This is a genomic window from Glaesserella sp. (genome assembly GCF_041814905.1).
In the GTDB taxonomy this organism is placed as follows: Bacteria; Pseudomonadota; Gammaproteobacteria; order Enterobacterales; family Pasteurellaceae; genus Glaesserella.
Genome location: NZ_JBGXYA010000086.1, coordinates 1 through 4,757 on the forward strand (window position 1 = coordinate 1; position 4,757 = coordinate 4,757).

Genomic DNA, 4,757 nt, shown 5'->3' on the forward strand with positions numbered 1-4,757 from the left:
AAATTATTGGCGGCGGCAATCGGTAAAACAAGCGGTCAGATCTCATAGGAAATTTGCAAATGAATAAATCGTTTAACCTCACTAAATTTTTAATCGACCAACGGTCGATTATCGCGTTAATCACGTTGATTGTCGTGGTGTCATTCTTAAATCCGGATTTTTTTACCACGGATAACTTGCTTAACATTCTGCGTCAAACTTCGGTGAACGCCATTATTGCGATTGGCATGACCTTTGTGATTTTGATTGCCGGTATAGATTTATCGGTCGGTTCGGTATTGGCACTGACCGGTGCGGTAGCCGCAACGTTAGTCGGCATGGATTTACCGGTTTATGTGGTGATTCCTACCGTCCTGATTTTTGGCGGTTTGATTGGCTTGCTGAACGGATCACTGGTGGCGTTTGGTAAAGTACAGGCCTTTATGGCAACCTTGATTACGATGCTGTTATTACGCGGCGTAACCATGATTTATATGGGCGGTCGCCCGATTAGCACCGGTTTTTCCGAGAATGCTGATGCTTTCGCCGAAATCGGTACGGGGATTTGGTTCGGTATTCCCGTTCCTGTTTGGTTAATGTTTATCTTGTTTGCGTTAGGTTGGTTTGTACTCACGCAGACACGTATGGGGCGCTATATTTATGCTTTAGGGGGAAATGAATCAGCAACGGCGCTTTCAGGGATTAACGTCAATAAAGTGAAACTGTTTGTGTTTGCGGTCAGTGGTATATTAGCCGCTCTTGCAGGTTTGATTGTGACTTCTCGTTTAGGTTCCGCCCAACCTACGGCAGGAACAGGCTATGAATTAGATGCAATAGCCGCCGTCGTGGTGGGAGGCACCAGTCTTATGGGCGGTAAAGGTCGTATTATCGGTACGTTAATCGGTGCATTAATTATTGGTTTCTTGAGCAATGCCTTGAATTTATTAGACATTGACTCTTACTATCAACTGGTTGCGAAAGCACTGGTAATCTTAGCTGCAGTTATCTTAGATAACTTCATTGGTCGTAAAAAAGTCTAGTTGTTCTAAGACATCATTCTTCATTACATAGGAGATTTTTATGAAAAAATTCACTTCATTAGCGATTGCGTTAGGTTTGGCATTCAGTACATCAGCAATGGCAAAGGAAACTATCGCATTGGCAATTTCAACCTTAGATAACCCATTTTTTGTGACCTTAAAAGAAGGCGCAGAGAAGAAAGCCAAAGAATTAGGTTATAACTTAGTTGTGTTGGATTCACAAAATGACCCGGCTAAAGAGCTGTCCAACGTTGAAGATGTGACGGTACGTGGTGCAAAAGTGTTATTGATCAACCCAACCGATTCTGAAGCGGTAGGCACAGCCGTTGCGGTAGCCAATAAGAAGAATATTCCGGTGATCACCTTAGACCGTGGCGCAAATAAAGGTAATGTCGTGAGCCATATTGCCTCCGATAACGTGGCAGGCGGAAAAATAGCGGGGGATTTTATCGCTGAAAAAGTCGGTAAAAATGCCAAAGTGATTCAATTGGAAGGTATTGCGGGCACTTCCGCGGCTCGTGAACGCGGTGAAGGTTTTAAACAAGCGGTGGAAGCCAACCAATTTGAACTGCTTGCCAGCCAACCGGCGGATTTCGACCGCACTAAAGGTTTAAATGTCATGGAAAACTTACTTGCCAGCCACGGTTCTGCCAAAGCGGTATTTGCTCAAAATGATGAAATGGCATTAGGCGCTTTACGGGCGATCAAAGCATCGGGTAAAAATATCTTAGTGGTTGGTTTTGATGGTACGGATGATGCGGTAAAAGCGGTTAATGGCGGACAACTTGCCGCAACCATTGCACAACAACCAGAAAAAATCGGTGAGTTAGGGATAGAAGCAGCGGATAAAGTGTTGAAAGGTGAAAAAGTCGACGCACAAATCCCGGTTCCGTTAAAAGTCATTTCTAAATAGTTTGTTGGTAGGGGCAAATCATATTTGCCCTATTTTCATACTAGGGGCGAAAGATATTTCGCCTCTATATTTAGGAGCAGTTATGAAAAAACTCTGTGTTCTCGGTAGTATCAATGTTGATCATGTCATTCGAGTACCTTATTTCCCCAAAGCGGGTGAAACCTTAACGGGTTATGGCTATCAAATTGCCTATGGCGGAAAAGGGGCAAATCAAGCGGTTGCTGCAGCTCGTGTTGGAGCGAAAGTCAGCTTTATCGGTGCGATTGGCGATGATCAAATCGGACAAACGATGAAACAAGCCTTTGAACAAGACGGTATCGATACTTCGGCAATCAGTGTAATCCCAAATCAATCAACGGGTCTGGCGATGATTCAAGTCGCCGATTCAGGTGAAAACAGCATTGTGATTTCGGCCGGGGCAAATGCGGATCTTTCCGAAGCCTTAGTTGAACAACATAAATCACACATTGAACAATCGGACATTCTGCTGATGCAGTTAGAAAGCCCGTTACAAGCGGTCACTTTGGCGACAAAATTTGCAAAAACAGCTGGGGTAAAAGTGGTGTTAAATCCCGCACCGGCTCAACCTTTACCAGACAGTTTGTTATCACACATTGACATCATTACCCCAAATGAAACAGAAGCGGAAATACTGACAGGGATTAAAGTGACCGATGAACAAACTGCAACAGTTGCCGCACACCATTTTCATCAATTAGGAATTGAAGTGGTCTTGATCACCTTAGGTTCAAAAGGCGTGTATTACAGCGAAAAAGGACAAGGCGAAATTATTCCGGGTTTCCGAGTTGATGCAGTAGATACAACAGCCGCAGGCGATACCTTTAACGGCGCTTTTGTGACGGCATTATTGGAAGGAAAATCAGCTAAAGATGCGATTCGTTTTGCACATGCCGCTGCAGCGATTTCGGTTACTCGAATGGGGGCGCAAACGGCTATTCCTATAAGGGAAGAGGTTGAAGCTTTTTTATCATTAAATCCATAAATTTGGTGTTTCTCTTCTTTTTAGCAAAATTGAGAATAACGTCACATTTTTTTATTGTGAATAGCGGTATCCTTACGCCAATGGTTTTTTGAATATAAAAGGAGACATTTATGTTTAAACAACTTCAACAAGTCGGTAAAGCCTTTATGTTACCGATCGCCATCTTGCCGGCGGCGGGTTTGTTATTAGGAATTGGCGGTGCATTGTCGAATAAAGCGACGGTGCAAGCTTATCCGATATTGGATAACCCGACTTTGCAAGGCATATTTCAAATTATGGCGGCGGCAGGCAGTGTGGTGTTTGCTAATCTTGCGCTGTTGCTCTGTATCGGTTTGGGTATCGGTTTAGCCAAGCGGGATAAAGGCGTAGCGGCATTAGCTTCCGTCGTCGGTTATTTGATTATGACGGGAACGATTGCGGCATTGATTCCGATTTTTTCACCGGAAACCAAAGGGATTGATACCGGTGTTATCGGTTCGCTTGTGATGGGGTTGATCACCGTTAAACTACATAATAAATATCATAATATTCAGCTGCCGCAAATTCTAGGCTTTTTCGGCGGATCGCGCTTCGTTCCGATTGTGACCGCATTTGCGGCAATTTTTGTCGGCGCTCTGTTCTTCTTAATTTGGCCGACCTTCCAAAATTGGCTGGTTTCTGCGGGGCAAGGTATTGCTTCAATGGGCGAAATAGGCACGTTCTTTTATGGATTTTTAATGCGTTTGAGCGGCGCAATTGGTTTGCACCATATGATTTATCCGTTGTTTTGGTACACCGAATTAGGCGGAACCGAAGTAGTAAACGGTGAAACTGTTATCGGCGCACAAAAAATCTTCTTTGCTCAATTGGCGGATCCGAATCACCAAGGTTTATTTACCGAAGGAACCCGCTTCTTTGCCGGTCGTTTCGATACCATGATGTTCGGTTTGCCGGCAGCCTGTTTGGCAATGTATCATGCGGCCCCGAAAGATCGTCGCAAAGCGATTGGTGGGTTGTTCCTTGGTGCTGCATTAACTTCGTTTATTACAGGCATCACTGAACCGATTGAATTTATGTTCTTATTCGTTGCTCCGTGGCTTTATGTGTTCCATGCTTTCTTAGACGGTGTGTCGTTCTATATTGCCGATTTTCTGAATGTGTCTATCGGTAATACTTTCTCTGGTGGATTTATCGACTTCTTACTGTTCGGTATTCTACAAGGTAATGAAAATACCCACTGGATTCGTGTCGTAATGGTGGGACTACCTTGGGCGGCACTTTATTATTTCTCTTTCCTGTTCCTGATTCGCAAATTTAATGTGATGACACCGGGAAGGGGGGATGATCAAGAAGACGTTGTAGAGCAACAAACCACATCATTAACCGAAAATGCGCACAAAATTATTGAAGCATTAGGTTCGGCAAGTAATATTGAAACGGTTGATGCATGTATCACTCGTTTGCGGGTGGCGGTTAAAGTGGTGAAAGAGGTAAATAAACCACAACTAAAAGCATTAGGTGCGATTGATGTTCTGGAAGTTGGTGGTGGTGTTCAAGCCGTTTTTGGTGCTAAAGCGGTACTGTATAAAAGTGAGATAAATCAGATTTTAGGAAAAGAAGACTAAAACTGATATAAGATAACCAAAAGTGGTTGGCGAAATAGACGATTTGGTTTAAAAATTAGCAAGCGGTCATTTTTTTCAAAAATTTTGCAAAAATCGCTTGCGCGGAATTCTAAAATCTCTATAATGCGCCCCACACAACGACGCACTGTTGTGAAGTGATTAAATTAAACAGTGCGTCGTTGTTTTTTGCTCTTTAACAATTTATCAGACAATCTGTG

Annotated in this window: 4 protein-coding genes; all 4 read left to right on the forward strand. The window is 43.4% G+C overall.

Annotated features, from left to right (window positions below):
- Positions 1 to 59: 59 nt before the first annotated feature.
- The 4 genes from rbsC to ACEYJ7_RS11620 all read left to right on the forward strand — a co-directional run bounded on the left by rbsC (position 60) and on the right by ACEYJ7_RS11620 (position 4,539).
- Positions 60 to 1,019, forward strand: a complete 960-nt coding sequence (rbsC, locus tag ACEYJ7_RS11605; protein ID WP_373779256.1) for a ribose ABC transporter permease — start codon at positions 60 to 62, stop codon at positions 1,017 to 1,019.
- Positions 1,020 to 1,059: 40 nt separating this feature from the next.
- Entirely contained in the window at positions 1,060 to 1,932 is an 873-nt protein-coding gene (gene rbsB, locus ACEYJ7_RS11610; RefSeq protein ID WP_373779257.1) for a ribose ABC transporter substrate-binding protein RbsB, read from the forward strand.
- Positions 1,933 to 2,014: 82 nt separating this feature from the next.
- Positions 2,015 to 2,935, forward strand: a complete 921-nt coding sequence (gene rbsK / locus ACEYJ7_RS11615) for a ribokinase (RefSeq protein ID WP_373779258.1) — start codon at positions 2,015 to 2,017, stop codon at positions 2,933 to 2,935.
- Positions 2,936 to 3,045: 110 nt separating this feature from the next.
- A complete protein-coding gene (locus tag ACEYJ7_RS11620) occupies positions 3,046 to 4,539 on the forward strand; it encodes a PTS transporter subunit EIIC (RefSeq protein ID WP_373779259.1) in 1,494 nt (497 codons plus the stop codon).
- Positions 4,540 to 4,757: the final 218 nt, after the last annotated feature.

Coding starts and splice junctions, on each gene's coding strand:
- rbsC (WP_373779256.1), top strand. CDS start 60: ATGAATAAATCGTTTAACCTCACTAAATTTTTAATCGACCAACGGTCG.
- rbsB (WP_373779257.1), top strand. CDS start 1,060: ATGAAAAAATTCACTTCATTAGCGATTGCGTTAGGTTTGGCATTCAGT.
- rbsK (WP_373779258.1), top strand. CDS start 2,015: ATGAAAAAACTCTGTGTTCTCGGTAGTATCAATGTTGATCATGTCATT.
- ACEYJ7_RS11620 (WP_373779259.1), top strand. CDS start 3,046: ATGTTTAAACAACTTCAACAAGTCGGTAAAGCCTTTATGTTACCGATC.